Origin of the sequence: Sphingomonas sp. SORGH_AS_0438 (genome assembly GCF_031453475.1) — a bacterium.
In the GTDB taxonomy this organism is placed as follows: domain Bacteria; phylum Pseudomonadota; class Alphaproteobacteria; order Sphingomonadales; family Sphingomonadaceae; genus Sphingomonas.
On the sequence record NZ_JAVIZS010000001.1, the window covers coordinates 647,410 to 665,062 of the forward strand.

The 17,653-nt window shown below is 62.3% G+C and carries 14 protein-coding genes and 1 pseudogene; 9 read left to right on the forward strand and 6 right to left on the reverse strand.

The window, feature by feature from the left end; all coding sequences use genetic code 11:
• Nucleotides 1–20: 20 nt before the first annotated feature.
• On the forward strand, nt 21–590 hold the full coding sequence (locus tag QE452_RS03120; protein ID WP_309660511.1) for a DNA starvation/stationary phase protection protein: 570 nt from the start codon (nt 21–23) through the stop codon (nt 588–590).
• 29 nt (nt 591–619) lie between these two features.
• Nucleotides 620–2,122, forward strand: a complete 1,503-nt coding sequence (locus QE452_RS03125; protein ID WP_309660512.1) for an FAD-dependent oxidoreductase — start codon at nt 620–622, stop codon at nt 2,120–2,122.
• 143 nt (nt 2,123–2,265) lie between these two features.
• On the opposite strand, the gene QE452_RS03130 is transcribed toward QE452_RS03125, so the two are convergent.
• Both QE452_RS03130 and QE452_RS03135 read right to left on the reverse strand, forming a co-directional pair.
• Nucleotides 2,266–3,207: an SMP-30/gluconolactonase/LRE family protein gene (locus tag QE452_RS03130; RefSeq protein ID WP_309660513.1), complete on the reverse strand. Its 942-nt coding sequence runs from the start codon at nt 3,205–3,207 to the stop codon at nt 2,266–2,268.
• Nucleotides 3,204–3,689 carry a hypothetical protein gene (locus QE452_RS03135; RefSeq protein WP_309660514.1) on the reverse strand — a complete coding sequence of 162 codons (486 nt, stop codon included), beginning with the start codon at nt 3,687–3,689 and terminating at the stop codon, nt 3,204–3,206. Before QE452_RS03135 ends, QE452_RS03130 begins: the two co-directional genes overlap by 4 nt.
• Nucleotides 3,690–3,862: 173 nt before the next feature.
• On the opposite strand from QE452_RS03135, the gene QE452_RS03140 reads away from it, so the two are divergent.
• Together QE452_RS03140 and QE452_RS03145 are read left to right on the forward strand one after the other, a co-directional pair.
• Nucleotides 3,863–4,792 (forward strand): alpha/beta hydrolase, encoded by a 930-nt coding sequence (locus tag QE452_RS03140; protein WP_309660515.1) that lies wholly within the window; start codon nt 3,863–3,865, stop codon nt 4,790–4,792.
• A gap of 88 nt (nt 4,793–4,880) precedes the next feature.
• Nucleotides 4,881–5,930, forward strand: coding sequence for a PQQ-binding-like beta-propeller repeat protein (locus QE452_RS03145; protein ID WP_309660516.1), 1,050 nt, complete (start codon nt 4,881–4,883; stop codon nt 5,928–5,930).
• A 592-nt stretch (nt 5,931–6,522) separates the two neighbouring features.
• Here QE452_RS03145 and QE452_RS03150 read toward each other — a convergent pair.
• The 3 genes from QE452_RS03150 to QE452_RS03160 all read right to left on the reverse strand — a co-directional run bounded on the left by QE452_RS03150 (nt 6,523) and on the right by QE452_RS03160 (nt 10,440).
• The gene (locus QE452_RS03150) at nt 6,523–7,419 is read right to left on the reverse strand and encodes a DMT family transporter (protein WP_309660517.1); all 897 of its coding nucleotides are present in this window, start codon (nt 7,417–7,419) and stop codon (nt 6,523–6,525) included.
• Between the two features lie 106 nt (nt 7,420–7,525).
• Nucleotides 7,526–7,810 carry a hypothetical protein gene (locus QE452_RS03155; RefSeq protein WP_309660518.1) on the reverse strand — a complete coding sequence of 95 codons (285 nt, stop codon included), beginning with the start codon at nt 7,808–7,810 and terminating at the stop codon, nt 7,526–7,528.
• A gap of 26 nt (nt 7,811–7,836) precedes the next feature.
• Nucleotides 7,837–10,440: a prolyl oligopeptidase family serine peptidase gene (locus tag QE452_RS03160; protein WP_309660519.1), complete on the reverse strand. Its 2,604-nt coding sequence runs from the start codon at nt 10,438–10,440 to the stop codon at nt 7,837–7,839.
• A gap of 944 nt (nt 10,441–11,384) precedes the next feature.
• Here QE452_RS03160 and QE452_RS03165 point away from each other — a divergent pair.
• The 4 genes from QE452_RS03165 to QE452_RS03180 all read left to right on the forward strand — a co-directional run bounded on the left by QE452_RS03165 (nt 11,385) and on the right by QE452_RS03180 (nt 15,766).
• Nucleotides 11,385–13,205 (forward strand): FAD-dependent oxidoreductase, encoded by a 1,821-nt coding sequence (locus QE452_RS03165; RefSeq protein ID WP_309660520.1) that lies wholly within the window; start codon nt 11,385–11,387, stop codon nt 13,203–13,205.
• 43 nt (nt 13,206–13,248) lie between these two features.
• The gene (locus QE452_RS03170; protein ID WP_309660521.1) at nt 13,249–14,253 is read left to right on the forward strand and encodes a heme-binding protein; all 1,005 of its coding nucleotides are present in this window, start codon (nt 13,249–13,251) and stop codon (nt 14,251–14,253) included.
• Between the two features lie 205 nt (nt 14,254–14,458).
• Entirely contained in the window at nt 14,459–14,635 is a 177-nt protein-coding gene (locus QE452_RS03175) for a hypothetical protein (RefSeq protein WP_309660522.1), read from the forward strand.
• Between the two features lie 255 nt (nt 14,636–14,890).
• Nucleotides 14,891–15,766, forward strand: a complete 876-nt coding sequence (locus QE452_RS03180) for a hypothetical protein (protein ID WP_309729595.1) — start codon at nt 14,891–14,893, stop codon at nt 15,764–15,766.
• A 171-nt stretch (nt 15,767–15,937) separates the two neighbouring features.
• Here QE452_RS03180 and QE452_RS03185 read toward each other — a convergent pair.
• Nucleotides 15,938–17,145, reverse strand: a pseudogene (locus QE452_RS03185) (IS701 family transposase).
• A gap of 94 nt (nt 17,146–17,239) precedes the next feature.
• Between QE452_RS03185 and QE452_RS03190 the strand changes: the two are divergent.
• Entirely contained in the window at nt 17,240–17,569 is a 330-nt protein-coding gene (locus tag QE452_RS03190; protein ID WP_309660375.1) for a hypothetical protein, read from the forward strand.
• The last annotated feature ends 84 nt before the right edge of the window (nt 17,570–17,653 follow it).

A 17,653-nucleotide genomic window follows, 5' to 3' on the forward strand; every position in this document is an offset into this window, starting at 1 on the left:
TATCAAATCGGAGTAAGTACGTGGCCAAGACGGATCAGGCACAGCCGCAGTACAAGATCGAGTATCGCGAAATCCAGCCATTCGGCACGTTGAAGGATCTGCCGCTGGGCCTGTCGGACAATGCCCGCAAGCAGAGTATCGCGATCCTGAATCAGGTCCTCGCCGACACGATGATGTTGCGCGACCTGTACAAAAAGCATCACTGGCAGATGTCGGGCGCAACCTTTTACCAGCTGCACCTTCTGCTCGATACGCATTATGAGAAGCAGGCCGAGTTGGTCGACATGGTCGCCGAGCGCATCCAGTCGTTGGGCGGGATCAGCATCGCGACGCCGCACGACGTTGCGGAGATGACGAAAATCCCGCGTCCGCCCAAGGGCCGCGAGGATGTGCCAACGATGCTCGCACGATTGCTGGACGCACACCGCATCGTTCTGGAGCAGGCGCATGAGGGGGCGAAGGCCGCCGATGAATCCGGTGACGACGGTACCAATGATCTTCTGGTCAGCGACATCATCCGCACCGGTGAGCCGCAAGTCTGGTTCATCGGCGAGCATTTGGCTGCGACCGACCTGCAGCGGGCAGGCTGACAGAGCGTAACAACGGAAAGGCGGCGGCGGTGGCGACACGAGACCTATCAAGCGGCATCGCTTCCGCCGATCTTGGGGAAGGACAAATCATCGCGGGCCAGGCGGACGGCATCGACATGGTGCTGGTCCGACACGATGGGCGTGTATGCGCGCTGTCTGCCCTGTGCACGCATCTGAAAGCCCCACTGGCTGACGGGATCGTTGCCGATGGCACGATCCGTTGCCCGTGGCATCATGCTCGATTCGACATCAAGACCGGTGAGGCAGTCGATGCGCCGGCTTTCGAGTCACTCAACAGTTTCGAAGTGGTCGAGGAGGATGGACGAGTGCGCGTCAAAACGACGCCCAAACCAACCGATGCAACTTCAGATACGCCCATACCCGATATTGGTAACGTCGTGATCGTCGGCGCGGGCGGGGCAGGCTATGCCTGTGCCGAGATGCTGGCGCGGCATGGCGTGGGCTCATCAGTCACGCTGATCGAAGATGAGGGCGAGGAACCTTACGACCGCACCTTCTGTTCCAAGCAATATCTGGCCGGCAAGGCAGATCGCGACGCGATGGCATTATCGGTGCCAGACGGCGTGGCGATGCGTGTTCGCGCCCATGTCACCGCGATCAACCGTGAGGACAAGACGGTCGTGTTTGAGGACAGCACGACCTTGCCCTACGATACGCTGGTGCTGGCGACCGGCGCGGCACCGATCGCGCCTGAATTTTACGGCGCAGATCGCGACGATGTGCATGTCCTGCGAACGGTGGTGGACGCCGATCGCCTGATCGCCGCCAGCATGCAGGCGAAGCGCGCGATTATAGTCGGATCAAGCTATGTTGGGCTGGAAGTCGCTGCGTCGTTAATCGGGCGAGGGTTGGAGGTGGCGGTCATCTCCGACAGCGACATACCGCTGAAGAAAACGGCCGGCGCGGAGGTCGGCGCAATGGTCCGCGACCTGCACGAAGCGAACGGCGTCACCTTTCATGATGCCCGCCGTATTGCGCGGTGGGACGGCAAAACTGCGGTACTCAACGACGGAACACGCATTGATGCCGACTTGGTCGTCGCTGGAATCGGCGCCAAGCCGCGTGTCGATTTAGCTGCGCTCGCCGGACTTGTGCTTGCGGACAAGGCCGAGGGTGGGGGCGTACGGGTCGACGACCATCTGCGCACATCCGATCGTGCGATTCATGCGATCGGTGACATTGCGAGCGTGCCGGACCGTCGGCTGGGGCATTCGATCCGCGTCGAGCATTGGGTGGTCGCGCAGCGCATGGGTCAATGGCTCGCGCGCTACCTGCTAGGGCAGGCGACGCATGGATATGACGCCGTGCCATTCTTCTGGTCGGGGCATTACGATCTCAGCCTTCGCTATGTCGGGCACGTCGCCTCGCCCGATAGCCGCACCATCGACGGTGACGTGGCGGCGCAGGATATGGCAGTGCACTTTATGGAAGCTGGGCACGAGCAGGCGCTGCTGACTGCCGGGCGCGACAAGCTGTCGTTGAAGCGCGAGCATGACTGGGAGCGGCGGTAAACCGGCGCTTCCGGGAAACGCGTCCCACGTCCAATGCCGTCATTTCGGCGAGAATTGGAATCTCCTGTCGCACCATATAGGCAAGAGCAGCCGAACGTCCCGGCGTTGGTACGAACGACCCATATGCGCGGGCGGATCACGCGCTATGTGAGCGCCAGCATCCACAGATGCGCGCCACCAGTGATAAACAGTCGGGCCTGATCACCGTCGAAGGTGCAGTTGCTGCATATGGATGGCGTCGGAACGGTAGCAAGGTGGTTGGCGGCGTCATCGAAAACCTCGATCCCGGCGTTCGAGCTGCTCCACAGCCAGCCGCGGCGGTCGACGGTGAAGCCATCGGGGATTCCGTCAGGCACGGTCGCGAAGCGACGCTTGTTCGACAGTGTCGCGCCATCCCAGTCGAAGGTGAAGATGGCGACGTCACCCTCACCATATTCGGGCGTCTGCGAAGCGTAGAGGGTCCGGCCGTCGGGCGAAAAGGCAAGGCCGTTGGGCTGCATCATATCCGCCATCCGTCGCACTGCGCCATCCATGCCGATGCGACAGAGCGCGGTACGACCACTCTCGCTATGGCCCGGTATGCCTTGTTTTGGGTTCTCTAGTCCGAAAGTCGGGTCACTGAACCAGATCGTGCCGTCCGCCGCTACGATGAGGTCGTTGGGCGCATTGAGTCGGCTGCCTTCCGCACTGGTGGCGATCGGGGTCGCAATCCCCTTGCCTTCCGAGCGGCTGATCGCACGGCGTCCATGTTCGCAATGCACGAGTGCACCGTCCGGCAGTATGGCATTGCCGTTGGTGAACGGCGTCGCATCGAGCAGCACGTCAACCGCGCCGTTCACGCGCCAGCCGAGTACGCGGCGTCCAACGATATCGCTCCAGACCAACGTCTGCTCCTGCGGCCACCATGCAGGCCCCTCACTCCAGCTCGCCTGATCGTACAGGGTGAAAAGCCGCGCGTTGCCTAGCACTGCGCGTGCTTCGGGGCGGTGGATGCGCGGCGGGGCAACATCCGTCGGGACAGGTGCTCCGGGCGGACGGAGCCGCGCCGGGATCAGCACGGGCGCGAGCTGGAGCGCGGAGTTCATGCCCCGAATGGATCGCGCGTCTGTGCCGCAGGGGAGGTGGCGAACTGGATGATGATCTGGAAACACGGTTCGTCACCGATTTGACCGGATCGGTGCCCCTTGCCGTTGGTCGTTTCCTGATCCTGGCCAAAGTGGATGTCGCCCGGCCCCATTTCGACGCGATTGCCGTCCATCGTCTCGATGAACCAGCGGCCGCGCAGCGGAATTACCCATTGCGGTTTGGGGCTTTCATGCCAGTCGCCAACCCAACCCAGCGGCAGGATCGCAAAATCGACCGCGCTCACCTCGCCAGGGAATGGTCGCATCCATTGTGGGGCCGCACCGCCGCCAACGCTCTTTTGGCCAAAGCCGGTCATCCTCGACAGGTCGATCCGGCTGCCGCCATCTGCCGCGGTCCACATATGCAGAAAGGGCATAAGCGGTGGCCGATCGGCGTCGGTGCCGTCATTGTCGAGCGTCACCTGGGTCGGCAGATCGGTCATCCTCATCTTCTCCAGCATCACGAACGGTCAGGGCTACAACGCGATGACCCAACGGCGAGTAGGCACGGAGGTTTCGTGGATCTTAGAACGTCGCGGACTCCGGGAACCAGTGATGCGGTGCGGTGATTTAGCGCGATCATCGCACAGCATGGAAAGCGGTAGAAAGGTCTGACATGGTTTCCGATATCTCATCGACCCAAACCGGTGATCGCGCGGAGGCCATGACGCTGACCATCGCCACCGACCGGCCCCGCATCGACGAGGTAGGGGAGGTCATCTATCGCCAGGTGAAGCAGATCGATGCCGTTCGCGGGCTCCGAATGACGCTGCTGGTCCCGCGGACTTCCAATCCGAAGCCTGCGATCCTCTATGTGCCTGGCGGCGGCTTCACGACGGCCGCACACCGCAAGTTCATCGAGATGCGCCTCGCCCTCGCGCAGGCAGGGTTCGTTGTCGCCGCGGCCGAATATCGTGTCGTGCCCGATGTGTTTCCGGCACCGCTCGAGGATGGCAAGGCTGCGGTCCGCTATTTGCGAACGCACGCCAATGATTATGGCATCGATCGCGACCGCATCGGCGTGATCGGCGACAGTGCCGGCGGCTGGCTGGCGCAGATGCTGGCGATGACCGGTGACTCTGCCGACTTTGACCGGGCTGATGGGCTTGACACGTCGTCCTCGGTACAAGCGGCAGTGTCGCTTTATGGCATATCCGACCTGCGTAACATTGGAGCAGGATTTTCCGACGAAATAGGCGAGGTCCATGCCTCGACCGCCTCGACCGAAGCATTGCTAGTCCATGGCGTGGCATTTGGCGATTTCCCCGGAGCGACGATCGGCAGCGATCCGGCCAAGGCCCTGGCGGCCAGCCCACTCGGCCATCTGGAAGGGACGAAGCCCCCGCTGCTGCTGATGCATGGCCGTGACGACGATCTCGTCTCACCATTGCAGAGCCAACAGATGGCAACGGCATTACGTAAACGCGGGGCGGCGGTGGATTATGTGGTGGTGGATGGGGCCGGGCATGGGGACGATCCATGGTTTCAGCCGGCGCTGATCGATCATGTCGTCACGTGGTTCGTCGACAAGTTCATCACACGCTGACCTTCGAAATTCCTTTCGCGGAGGCCGAAGGCAACACGCAGGCTATTGCCAACAGCGCCTGCGGGGCGAAACGCGTGATCGAGTGCCTATGGAGACCAAGCAGATGTCGCGTATTGATCGTCGCCAGGGTTTGTGGATGCTCGCAGGGGGCCTCGTCGCAGCCACGGCGCTCGGTGCGCGCGCGGTAGCTAGAACCGTATCATCGATCTCGACTGGCAACACGCTTGCGCTCGTGGAGAAAGGCGCGGGTCGCGTCGCCTTCTACGCGCTACCTGGCGGCACTCGCATCGGTGCGGTGGAACTTGGCACGCAGCCGCACGAGATCGTCACAGATCGCACCGGGCGCTACGCTTTCGTCGGCCATTACGGCGTAGAGAGCTGGAAGGCACCAGGCGCCGGTGGCAGCGAGCTGTGGATCATTGATCTCGTACGGCGGACGCTTGTCAGAACGATAGACCTCGCGCCGTTCGGACGCCTGCATGCGGTGCGCGTCGATGATCGCGGCCGGCTGTACGTCTTGTCGGAAAAGGACAGCGTGCTGATCCGCTTCGACGATCCGGTCCGAGACAAGGCGCCCTCGCGGCTGATCCCGGTCGGCGGTGTGCGCAGCCACTATCTGGTCGTGCGTCGCGATGGAGCGCGCGCCTATGTCGCTGATACGCTGAGCGGCGCGGTAATCATGATCGATCCCGACAACATGGAGGTTATGCCGGTGCGCAAGCGGATCGGCTCTGCGCCCGAGGGGATGGCTCTCAGCACCGACGAGCGGACGCTCTATGTGATCGACCGACCGAGCGGGACGATCCACGCGCTCGACGCCACTACGCTGAAGGAACGCGCGCGGCGGACGATGCGCGGCGAAGCGGTTCGTGTCGTGACGCAGGCGGATGGCCGGCTGATCGTTTCGAACGTTGCCGACAAAAGCTTATCGCGGCTCGATCCCGTCACGCTCTCCGAGGAGGCGCGGCTGCCACTCGGCACGGGTGCGCCCGGCCTGAACCTTGCCCGCAACACGCTCTACGTCTCGCTCGAAGATAATCATGTGGCGATCGTCGACCTCCAAGCCTGGAAGGTCACCGAGCGTTTCGCCACCGGGGCGGCACCGGACGCCGCGGTCGTTATCGAACCGGTGGAATAAAGCAATAACTGGCAAACCCGAAGCGGACTGCGCCGAGATCGATCACGGGATAGCGCGATCGCCCACCCGAGCAGGGTCATACCAAGGCCAACACCCCTCGATCTTGCCTTCAGGCGAGAAGCTGGAGCGGTTTCCGCCCCTTCTGGATCGTTAAGGAGTCACACGGGGGCGGTTTTCCGATTCAGGTTTCGAGCCGGGTCAGGAGGCCGGCACGGATACTGCGGGTGCTGTCACAGGATCTTCGGGAGCGGGTGGTGGGCGCGATTGATGGCGGGATGTCATGCCGGTCGGGTCAGATGCGGTGAACGCTGCATGATCGATAGGCCCGAAGACGGGATCGAATCCTTCCGCCATCAGATCGGCAAGTCCGACGGTCTGTCCGAGCGCTGCTCCTGAATCGACGATTGCAGACGCACCGGAGCGGGTGAGCGACGGCCGGGCAGGATGCGCAAGGACGGCGAGGATGCCGGATCAATTCGTTTGCACAATCATTCGCAGTGGAAGCATCGGAAGGGTGCAGCATAATGACGAAAACGGCCGAAGCTGGGAAGCCGAAGAGTGGCCACGAATGGCCGGATATGGATTACAGGACCTAGTCCATTGACAGACCATGCGTAGCGTCCGCTGCATGACTAGCGTTGGGGCGCTCGCCGCGAACGACGACAATGCTGCCGACCACAATTAGCATTCCGCCCAGCATGACAGGCCACCCCACCGGATCACCGAACAGGCCGATGCCAAGCGCGGCACCGATCAAGGGCTCAATGTTTATAAACACGCCTGCACTGGCGCTATCCACGCGGGCCGCGCCATACTGCCACGCGGCGGTGGCAAGGAAGGTGGAGAGGAGACCCTGCCCGATGATCCCGCTCCAGGCGGCTGGGCTCAGCGCGAGTGGGGGAGCACCATGTAGCAGAAGCGCAATCGGCAGCACGGTGAGCGTCGCCACAATCAATGTGACGGCAGGTACAGACATCGCTGATCGCGTCGCAGGCACGCGCTTTAGCGCCATCAGCCACGCCAGGAAGATCAGTAGCGATGCCAATGAGAGTGCGATGCCGATCACCGTGCCGGCACCACCCGGCTTGCCGGCGATCAAAGCCGCGCCACCAGTGGCTGCAACGACGCCGATCCACGAGGCGCGCGTGACACGTTCGCCGATCAGATACGCAGAAATTGCGATCAGCGCGGGCATTGCTCCGACCAGCAGGGCAGCAAGAGTGACGGTGACCCCGGCCAGCCCCTCAAACTGGATCACGAAGGCCAATCCATAAAGCGCACCCGCCAGCAGCACTGGCGGCGAACGAAACAGCGCACGGGCCTCCTGCGTGGCAAAGGCGAACGGAAAGGCGACGATGCTGGCCACGATGAAGCGGAGCAGCACCATATGCGCCGGATCGAGTTCGCGCAGTGCTACCTTGCCGAGCGGAAAGCCCAGCCCCCAGGCAAGTCCCGCCAAAGCAAGGGCAAGAAAGGCGAGACGGTTCATGCCGTCTCGTTGCCTTATTCTGCGGCCTTTGGCGATAGATGGTGCCCGATGAACCAACGTCCGCTGTTGCAGAACCTGAAATGGGCAGCGAATGGCCGCAACCGGGTCAGGCCGCGCGTGGCGGTATCCGCCTCACTCTGTTAAGACCGCCCACCGATGTAAACGCACGGGGCGGGAGCGAGTGGCGCACGTTTTCGATGAGGTCGCGTTCGAACGGCAGCAGGTCGATGCCGTCCAGCGGGATCAAGACCTTACCGATAAAGTAGCGGTTCATCCGGCCCGCGCCGCCTGCGATGTTCCTGAAGGTGAAGTCATCGATCGTCTTGTTGTTGCCCCGGCGTCGATCGAAGATGACGACATTCTCAGCGACCGTGTTGATGTCCTCGATCATCGTCGACGTGCATACTAGGAACCCTCCTACTTTGGAGTCAGACCGGAGGTCTCGGTGGGCGTATCAGTCAAGAATCGATCGAACCACGAGATCGTGCGGGTGACGATGTCGCGTACGTTCGCGGGGGATTGGGCAAGGCTGTGGCTTTCCCCGCCATAGCGGACATATTGCGCGGTCTTGCCCTGTTCGTAGAGGGCGCTGAAGAGTTGTTCAGCCTGATGCGGGTTGCCGCGGATATCCGCCTCGCCATGCACGATTAGGAGCGGGGTCTTCAGCTTGTCGACATAGCTGAGCGGGGAGTTGCGTGCAAAGCCGGCAGCATCCTTTGACGGCGGCATGAACCGGCCGAATTGTTCGTGGATTGCCCGATTGACGCTTTTCTGATGGCCGATGCCCGGCCACCCATAGCCGGCAGGATCGACGGTACGATAATCCGATGCAAGGTCGTAGAGGCCGGCCAGCGCAACTCCGGCCTTGAAACGATCGGTCTGGGTCAGGATGGCCGCGACCGTATACCCGCCGCGACTCTGTCCGAACACGCCCAATCGGTCCGGATCGGTGATGCCGAGTTTGATCAGATGGTCGATGGCCGGAAGGATCGGCTTACTCGCCAGGGCATAGGGTTCATCGCGCACTGGTGACGGCGGTAGCGGCATGGAGGGAACGACGACGACATAGCCATGCGCGGCATAGAGCCGCAGATTGTATAGTCCCGGCATATACGGATCGAGGAAGTAATCCGCTTCGAGCGAATGCACCTGATAGCCTTGATATACCCAAACCAGGGTCGGGTAACGTTTCGTCGGGTCATAGCCGGGGGGCAGGAGAACGCCGGCCTTGAGCGGAGCACCGTCAGCATCCTGATATTCGACGAGCTTCTCTTCGCCCCAATCGACAGAACGCAGATGTTGGTTGAGCGTCATCAGGTCGCGCTGTTGCCCCGCCGCGAGGTCGATGCCGCGCAGAACAAGACCATCACGCGCCTCCTCCTTCATCAACATGCTGGCATTGGCAAACGACACATCCAGCGTTTCGCCGACGACCCCGCGCGGTGGTGCAGTTCCTGCACCCGATACGGCATCGACAATGCGCAACCCGCCGCCATTCCCGCCGCGCTGGTTCACCAGCAGCTTCGTGGTCGGAACCGCCGGATCGCGGGGCCAGACAAGCTGTGCGTCATCGGCAAGGCGCGCGACGGGCGTGAAGGCGGCACGCGAAGGATCGAGCGTAACGATCTGCCCTTGCTGGACAGCGATGACCGCCCCGCGCGCGTTGCGGCGCAGTACATCCGGCACCGGGCCGGCACCCTGCGCAACCCGCTTCTCGCCATGCCGGCCGATCAGCCACCATGCCGAACCGCTCTTGTCGTCGCGCATCCGCACCAGCAATCGGTCGGCATCGACCCAGACGACCGGGCTTTCCTCGGTCAGCCGGGTACGGACGCTATCCACGGCAACCGGGCGGCTGCCGATCCGGCGCACATCTTTACCGGACGCCGGCACCAAATAGAGTTGGGTTTGATCCGCGAACGGGTCGGACCGTGCGCGCAGGACGATCCGCTTGCTGTCGGGCGACCAGTGATAGAGTTCGAGCGGATAGCGGGCATCGGGGGGCAGCGAGACCCAATCCAGCGCGCCTTGACCGCGCAGGTCGACGAATGCCAACCGGCGTTGCACGGCCCACATGTCGTCATAGGCAAACGGCCGTCGTTTGCCGTCGGCCGGAGGCAAGGCCGCCGTCGTGGCCAGGATGGCGAGACGATGTCCGTCCGGCGATACCGCGACGCTCGTGGTGCCGAAGAACGGAAAGACAGGCACCTTCGCAACGTCGCGTTCGGCGCCGGCGGCAACGTCGATGATACGTAGAACAGCGTGATTGTCAGGGTCGCCGGGAACCGTCGCAGCCCCGCTGCCAAAGGCGACGCCGGTCGGCACCCGACCTTCACGGACCCGAGCCGCATCTCGGGCGACGATGCGCGGCGCACGCCCGAACTGGTCGATCAGGCCGGAGAACTGCCACACGGGCAAGGTTGCCGCAAGTAGACGGTCATTGTCGAGCCAGAGGAAAGGGGCGTTCTCATCCTGGCTACAGGCATGCGGCAGCGTGCCCCGATCGGCACCGCCGCGCATGTCGGGCACCGTCATCGGACTGCCGTAATGCGTCTGCGTCATCATCGCGCCAATGTCTTGCCGGCGGAGGCGCCCGCTATCCCGATCCCAGACGTACAGGTGAACATTGTCGCCGCCGCGCGGTTCGGAGCCCTCCGGCTGCGTCGACAGCATCGCGAGGCGGCGGCCATCGGGTGACCATGTCGCACACCAATAGCCGGCTGCCATGCTCTTCCCATCGGTAATCTGTCGGCGCTCACCCGTCCTGTTGGAAACCAGCCAGACGTCGCTGCGTCCCGGATCGGTTTCGAAGGCGGTACGACCATAGACTTCGTCGGCAGCGGCGGCACGGCGCACGACGACCGCAGCCCATTCGGTATCAGGCGAAAAGCTTGCACTTTCCACGTGTTCCATGGCCAGAACATCATCGATGGTGACGGGGTGCTGGGCAGGAGCGGCCGATGCACCCGACGGTAGGACCGACAAGGCGAGTACCAACAGAAACCCATCGAAACGTCGCATAACTCTTCCCCTCTCGGCATGGGGTGAGCATCGACGAGGATTACGGCGCAAACACGGCCTGTACATCTAGGCTTGGAATTCTCGCAAACCGTCCGCGAAAGACAGATTTTAGGAAGTCACCATGTTTCTCGGTTCCGGACCGAGAAATTGGAATTGTATACGCTGTTCTCCCGACTCCCCGGATATTCGATACCGGCTTTCGACGGTGCATTATTCATGATTGGGTGGAAAGATGCGTTGTAGGCCAAGTGCTTGATGGGATCGCCACGATGACTCCGGTGGTCCGTAGCGCGATCCGGCATGGTCAAGACAGGTGAGCAGTCTCGCCTCGCGGCACGAATCCAACCAAAACCGCTGCCAAGGGGAAGAAGCGAATTTCGACAATGGACCGGGCAACCGGACCGGATTGAACGCAATCCTCCGGGCTGAGGGGCGAGCGGGAGGCGATCACCGTCGCCGTTCTCCGCAACACGCTGCTGCCGCTGACGATCGCCGAAACAGGTGGCATGCGATCATTGCCTTGGATAAACTTGATCAATAATGGATATATTACATATCATCAATAATATGTAAATGAGTTCAACTTGGCATGTCTAATTAAGCAGATAGAATGCTTTAAAAATATGATATCGCCATTTTGGATGATATAATCAAATTGTGAATCGCCGGGTCATGGGAATCCATATTGATTTGGAAGACGCGTTACGCAAGATGAGTGCGAGGGGCGAATCGTGAAAGGCGAGTAGTCAAGCGGGTGGCGAAGCTGTGTAATGACGGCCATGCCACCGTATCGTCATAATAATCTGCCGATCATCGAGACTGCCTGACTTCTGTCGTCGGAGAACATGATGTCGACCAAGATCAGTCGCGCGGAATATTTGCGGTCTCACCCCCGGGCATCGGCTTGGGCGGAACTGGCGATGGCGACCGACCAGCAAAGGTTGATGACCCCAGGCCCGGTCAAGCTGGAGGCGGAGAGTTTCACGGGCAAGCGCGCGCTGGTTCTGGGGGCGGGTGTCGGCGGGCTGACCACGGCCTATGAACTGCTGGTCCACGGCACCGGCATGGCGGTGACCGTCCTCGAGGCGCAGAACCGTACCGGCGGCCGCTGCCTGACGCTACGCACCGGTGACACGCTGACCGAGGATGTCGACGACGAACTGTTCGGGTCGACGCCCGGTGAGACGCAGGTCGTGCGGTTCGAATGGCCGGTGGGCGACTCGCAGCCGTATCTGAATGCGGGACCGGGGCGAATCCCTTCGTCGCACAAACGCTTGCTCAACTATCTGCGCGAGTTCGGCGTCGACGTCGAAGTCTATGTGATGAACTCGATGTCGAACCTGGTCCATATGGGCGAGGGGCCCCTGAAGGATCAGCCGCAGGTTTATCGGCAGATCGACCATAATCTGCGCGGCTGGATCGCGCAGATGGTCTACGGCCATGCCGAGGCACTGCTCGCCGCGCCCGAAATGGGGATTCCCGTGCAGGACCGCGGGGCGCTCACCGACAAGCTGCGTAGCCTGATGGTGACGTTCGGCGAACTGAACGCGGACGGGCTCTATGCACCGACGGCGGGGCAGGAGGGGTTCGAGAATGCGATTTCGCGCGCCGGCTTCGACGAACTGCCGGGCGTGTCGGTGGGCGAGATCGCCAAGGCGATTCGACTGCAGGATCTGCTCGATTCGGAATATTGGGCGCAGACCCGTTTCTACCAGCCGAACGATTTCCTGTGGCAGCAGACGATCTTTCAGCCGGTGGGCGGCATGGACAACGTCCAGCGCGCCTTTGCGCGACAGGTCGCCGAGCTGGGCGGGACGATCCATCTGAACAGCCCGGTGACCGCGATCGACTGGGACGCCGAGACGCAAGAGTTCGTCGTCCAGGTCGCCCGTATCGGGACGACGGAGACGACCGAATATCGGGCGGATTACTGCTTCTCCAACATCGCCATGCCATTCTTGGAGAAGCTGCTGTCGCCCACCCTGCGTCAGGGGAAGACGGGCGGCCTCGAGGCACCGTTTCAGCAGGGGCTTGCCGCGGTCTTCGCCGCGCAGGCGCGCCCGCGCGTCGTGGAGAATAAGGGCAAGGACGAGTATCAGGACAAGTTCCTGGCGACGACGACCAAGGTCGGCTGGCAGGGGGACCGGACGCTGTGGCAGGGCAGGCTCATCACGCACGAGCATGATGCCGAGCGGGGGCTGACCACCATGGTCGCGCCCGCCAGCGAAGAGGGCGTCGTGCCGATCTTCGGCGGGATCAGCTGGACGTCGCACGAGATCGTACAGATCTGGTATCCCTCGACCGGCTATCACGATCGCAAGGGAACGCTGACCGGGGCCTATAATTTCGGTGAGGTCGCCTGTCGCTGGGGCAAGACGCCGGTGGCCGAGCGGCTCCGGATGGCGCGGGAGGGCGCGCGGCAGCTCAATGCGCCCTTCGGCGACGGCCTGGGGCGCGGTGTCGCGATCGCGTGGCAGAACATGCCCTATATCAAGGGCGGCTGGGCCTATTGGCAGGCGGTCGGTGAGGACGCGACCACCCATTTCAACGCGCTGAGCCAGGGGTCGGGCATCGTCGGACAGACCGGAAAGGCCTCGCCCCCGGTGTTCTTCGTCATCGGCGACCAGATCAGCTCGCTGCCCGGCTGGCAGGAGGGGGCGATCGCCTCGGCGCTCAACGCGCTGACCCGGATGGCGCATCCCGAATTGGCGATCCCGCGGCTCAAGACGTTGCCCGACACGCGGCTGCTGGTCGAGGGCATCTGACGCCGCACGGTTTTTCGCACATCGACAAGGACGGGAGTTGAGGATGATACTCGCGAAGGACGCGCTGATGGCGCTGAAGGACGGCGCACGCCTGCTGCAAACGGCGACGCCGGGGGACGAATTGCTGGGGCCGCTCGCTTTGTTGCCCGGCATTTGGACGAACGACGACGGGTTGGAGGGCCGCGGGTGGAACATGATCGCGGTGCCATTTGCGAGCCCGCCCAACAACTACCGGTTGCTGCTCAACCAATATGACGAGACGCTGGCATTCACGCTGGTCGACAAGGGCGTCCCCAATCGCGGCATCGATGCCCAGGGCAAGGACGCCGACCAGTCGGTGGTCGCGCTGGATTACCAGCAGGTTACCCGCCAGATCGCCACCGATGATTTCCCGCACAGCGGCAAGCTCGGCCCTGTCCTGCCGAACCCCGGGAGCACGATCCACCACGAACCGGGCCTGTGGCTCAACATGCTCGACCAAATCCACGACGGGCTCGATATAGCGCGGCTCGGGACTATCCCGCACGGCGACTCGCTGACGGCATTGGGCAGCAGCAAGGTGATCGAGGGCGCGCCCGTCATTCCCGACATCAACGGTCTGCCGTTCAAGGTCCAGCCGTTGTCCAACGCACAGGTCGATGCGGCGCTGGAAGCTCCTTATCTGGAGCCCTATAAGCATTTCCACGATCATCCGTTCAGGGAGCTGTTCGATCCGACCCGACCGGCGGAACTGTTGCGGGAGGCCAACACGGGCGTGGAGATCGTCCGTACCACCGTCCTAGACGTCGATACCGCGACCGCCACTGGCGGCATCCGCAACATCCCCTTCATCGTCGACCATGCCGACGCCACGGCGATGCGCTCGATCTTCTGGCTGCAGGAACTCGCCGAGACGGATGCGAACGGGAATCCCAAGTTGCGGCTCCAATATCTCCAGATCGTCATGCTCGATTTCGCAGGCCTGAAATGGCCGCACATCTCGATCAATACGATGCACAAGGCCGGGGATGTGCCGTCGTCGACGAACGATCTGCTATTGCGGGCGTAGATTGCGATCCTCGCACGGGCCCGATCGACTGATCGCTCTAGGTGTCTGATCCCCGCACGATCAATCGCTGGGATCAAACACTTCCGCGACCCGGCAGGTCATATCGGCCTCGGTACGATGAGCAGTCGATGCGGCATCGACGCTTCGCGCGCAAAGCAGTGCAGCGGCGCTCGGTCGCTTCGGCCTGGAAGGCAGCGCCTTCACCATGGCTACCGGCCATTTCAAGATGACCGGCTTCACATTGGGCAGGATCGCCGGGGGCTATTCGATGCCGTTCGACCCTGAAACCTCCACCTTCGCGGTGGTGCGGCAGGGCGAGGACATCACCGCCGCGATCTTCAACGGGACTGCCTTCCGCCCGGAAGCGGATCGCAACCGCTAAGCACATGGCGATAATGTCCAAAACGGATCATAGTAACGGGGCTGAATATCCGGGCATGTCCTTTGGATAGAATTGGTGGTCAGGCCATTTTATATTCAGCATTTCCCGTGACATGAAAGATAAGGACGGCCGCATAGGCCGAACAATCGTGAATTGATGTGTGTATAAATACAATTCTGCAAAATTTTGGTCTATATAGTCCGTGACCGCCACGATCATGCATCGTGGAACCCTGAGGCATAAGGCCAAGGCTGTTTGGACCTCCAGACGATCGCCTTGCCGATGATTGAGGACAAGGCGATGACATCGATGACGGCCATTTCCCATGACGCGGGAACACCTTCCACGGCGGTCGGTGCCACCTCCGCGACCCGGCAAGCTGCATCGGCCTCGGCGCAAGGCACGAGCGATGGCGCGGCTCAGGGCGATACGTTCGGGCCAGCCGTTGTGGTCGAGCTTTCCGACGAAGCCAAAGAGATAGAGCGCACTCGATCGTTCACGTTGGAAGAGCGTATCGAGTACCATCGGAGTCAATATATTCCGTGGGCAAAAAAACACGGTAAAAGCGAAGAAGAGCAGAGAATCTGGCTTGAACGGCTAAAAAGAGATTTGCCTGCCGCGGATGCCCGCATGCTGGAAAGTCGCGCCCAGTACGAAAAATCCCAGAAGATCCTGGCAACGCAACAGGGCAACATGGAGGAGGCGCTCGACCGGGCGGGGGGCGCGCCACAGTCGCTGATCGATGCCGTGCGGACCATCAACGACTTTCGGTATGATGCCGGCGGTGCCGGTTCGTCGGTCGTCTATGACGACCCGAAAGTCCGGCAGCAGCTTCGCCGGGACCATGGCGAGGAGGCGCTTCAACAAATCACCGCGAACATGAAGGCGTATGACGCGGCGGCGACGCGTCGCGCGCAGAACAGCGCAGCGTCGCTTGATCGCTTCGGCCTGGAAGGCAGCGCCTTCACCATGGCTACCGGCCATTTCAAGATGACCGGCTTCACATTGGGCAGGATCGCGGGGGGCTATTCGATGTCGTTCGACCCTGAAACCTCCACCTTCGCGGTGATGCGGCAGGGCGAGGACATCACCGCCGCAATCTTCAACGGGACCGCGTTCCGCTCAAATTAGGCGCGCGGGTCGCCTAGCATTACAGTTGCGTTCTTGATCGGACATGTGACCGTTGAGCGGCGGCTTGGTGGGCGCGTCGCCAGCATGACCAAGCGATAACGCGACGAGGCTCGATGCGCCGCTGGGCCAGCCGGATGACGATACGGCGGATTTCCTGGACGGACCAGCGGATCAGTTCCGTGGTTTCGTCCAAGGTCTTTTTGGGGGCGCGGCATTGGCGCGGGTACGGATGGCCGCCAGCATCGCGAAGGCGAGCATGACGAGCGAGACGTGCCGGTGCCAGCCATGCCAGGAGCGGGTCTCGTTATGGTCGAGGCCCAGTTCGTTCTTGGCGGTCTCGAAACTGTCCTCGATGGCCCAGCGATGCCCTTCCACGCCGACGAGGGTTTCGATGGTCGTGCCGGCCGGGCACCAAGTGGTGAAGAAGGCAAGGTCATCACTGGCAATGTGGCGCCGTATCAACAGGCCCCTGGTCCATGTCCCGATTGCACCATCGACGTACTCGTCGGCTGCGAGGTCGGCGAGTTCGAAGTAGGTCCAGTCATGGACGCGCTCGCCCTTGGTGCCTTGGCCCGCCGACAGACGTTGCCATGCAGTCGGATCGAGGTCATCTGCGATCTGCGCGGCGGTGCCCGCGACGACCGGCTTGTGGCCCCACGAGCCGAAGCGATGGTCGCCCTTCACGCCCAGCACATAGCCCTTGCCGGCACGGCGCAGCACCTGCTCGATGTCGCCGACGCCGTAGACCGCATCCGCCGCGACCCAGGCGAACGGCATGCTGGCCGCAATCGCCCGTTCGATCATCTTCACCGCCAGCGCCGGCTTGGTCGCGAAAGCCGTGCCCTCCGGCACATGCGCGGCCGCCAGGCGCACCGGGTCAGCGGTCCAGCTCTTCGGCAGATAGAGCGCACGGTCGACGAAAGCATGGCCCTTGGCCGAGACATAAGCGGCGAACACGCCGATCTGGCAGTTGGTCACCTTGCCGGCCGACCCAGTGTACTGGCGCCCCACGCCGCACGACGCCTTGCCCTGCTTCAGGAATCCGGTTTCGTCGATGACCAGCACCGCATCATCGGTGCCAAGATGTTCGACGGCATAATCGCGCACGATGTCGCGCAGCGCATCCGCATCCCACCGCCCGCGCCCCAGGATTGCCTGCTGCCGCCATGGCCCGGCATCGCCCGCCGCCTCGGCGCGCATCCACCCGGTCTTGCGGCGCTCGTCGCCCAGCAAGCCATCCAGAAAACTGTTCGCCGATGCCGCAACACGCGCCTGGCTGAACAATGGCTGCATCCGCGCCTTCACCTCGCGCAGCGACGATGCCCAAAGCTCCAGCGTCGCCTCGATCGATGCTCCCGTCACCACGACCTCCTTGTCATGGTGACCCATTGATTCAGAACATCATCAAGAGCGCAACTGTAATGCTAACCTCAACAGTCATTCCGAACGTCAATTTCAACCGGGGGAAGAGATATGGCCAGAATCAACGGCACGAGCGGTAACGATAGTCTGTGGGGGGACCCCGATGGCCGGTCCAACGACGTCCTGAACGGCTATGGCGGTGACGATGATCTCCATGGTGGAGATTGGAACGATACGCTGTTCGGCGGCGACGGGAACGACCATCTCTATGGCGGCAAGGGGGTCGACCAGCTTTATGGCGGATCCGGCGACGACACGTTCTGGGTCGAGTTCTGGGCCGACAATTATTACGACAATTACTATGGCGGGTCGGGATATGACATTATCGAGGTGGAATCGAGGCGGACCGAAGCTCGGTCGACATCGTCGTCGGCGAGCTGAACTCGATCGAGGAAATCTACTCGCCGCTGGCCGGAGGGGTATCCACCGCGCGGATCATCGGCAATGAGGGCGCGCACACGATCG

Bases quoted from the DNA above. Each gene is read 5' to 3' on its own strand.
- QE452_RS03130 (WP_309660513.1), bottom strand. From the start codon at position 3,207: ATGAACTCCGCGCTCCAGCTCGCGCCCGTGCTGATCCCGGCGCGGCTC.
- QE452_RS03170 (WP_309660521.1), top strand. From the start codon at position 13,249: ATGATACTCGCGAAGGACGCGCTGATGGCGCTGAAGGACGGCGCACGC.
- QE452_RS03150 (WP_309660517.1), bottom strand. From the start codon at position 7,419: ATGAACCGTCTCGCCTTTCTTGCCCTTGCTTTGGCGGGACTTGCCTGG.
- QE452_RS03175 (WP_309660522.1), top strand. From the start codon at position 14,459: ATGGCTACCGGCCATTTCAAGATGACCGGCTTCACATTGGGCAGGATC.
- QE452_RS03165 (WP_309660520.1), top strand. From the start codon at position 11,385: ATGACCCCAGGCCCGGTCAAGCTGGAGGCGGAGAGTTTCACGGGCAAG.
- QE452_RS03140 (WP_309660515.1), top strand. From the start codon at position 3,863: ATGGTTTCCGATATCTCATCGACCCAAACCGGTGATCGCGCGGAGGCC.
- QE452_RS03160 (WP_309660519.1), bottom strand. From the start codon at position 10,440: ATGCGACGTTTCGATGGGTTTCTGTTGGTACTCGCCTTGTCGGTCCTA.
- QE452_RS03145 (WP_309660516.1), top strand. From the start codon at position 4,881: ATGGAGACCAAGCAGATGTCGCGTATTGATCGTCGCCAGGGTTTGTGG.
- QE452_RS03155 (WP_309660518.1), bottom strand. From the start codon at position 7,810: ATGATCGAGGACATCAACACGGTCGCTGAGAATGTCGTCATCTTCGAT.
- QE452_RS03190 (WP_309660375.1), top strand. From the start codon at position 17,240: ATGGCCAGAATCAACGGCACGAGCGGTAACGATAGTCTGTGGGGGGAC.
- QE452_RS03135 (WP_309660514.1), bottom strand. From the start codon at position 3,689: ATGACCGATCTGCCGACCCAGGTGACGCTCGACAATGACGGCACCGAC.